This is a genomic window from Bacillus pretiosus (genome assembly GCF_051294775.1).
GTDB lineage: Bacteria > Bacillota > Bacilli > Bacillales > Bacillaceae_G > Bacillus_A > Bacillus_A wiedmannii.
The window spans coordinates 1-426 of sequence record NZ_JBPPHF010000032.1 but is presented as its reverse complement, the minus strand read 5'-3'; the positions used below and the strand labels follow the sequence as shown (position 1 = coordinate 426).

The window sequence follows — 426 nt, the reverse complement described above, 5'->3', positions numbered from 1 at the left end:
AAAGGAGTATTTCTATCCACAAGGGATTTATTAGTTTGATCTACTTCCTCGTCACTAACATTACTATTATGTTTTAAAACTTTTTGAGGATTATAGGAGAATTCACCTTAAATAATAGGTAAATTTTCAAAGGTTTCCTTAATAACACCACCATGTTTAATGATAAGTTGTTCGTCAACTGTGTTATTAAACATAATTAAGTAGTCTTTTTTTATATCATGTTCAGCAGCAAATACGTTTTTTTCATTTACTCCACCAATATAAAAGATTAATAAAGAAAAAATAGTAAAAGCAAATAACGGTAAATTATGAATTGTTATTTTTTTCATCGGATGTTAGTCCTTTCAAACGTAAAAATAAGGCGGAAATTGCGCCTTATTTTTGTGATTCTGAAATTAAATACTCACAAATGTCTGTATGTATACC

Annotated in this window: 1 protein-coding gene; it reads right to left on the bottom strand. The window is 27.7% G+C overall.

The genetic code is table 11. The features are described 5' to 3' along the window. Nucleotides 1-107: 107 nt before the first annotated feature. Nucleotides 108-329, bottom strand: coding sequence for a hypothetical protein (locus ACSG5Z_RS29715; protein ID WP_435712734.1), 222 nt, complete (start codon nt 327-329; stop codon nt 108-110). Nucleotides 330-426: the final 97 nt, after the last annotated feature.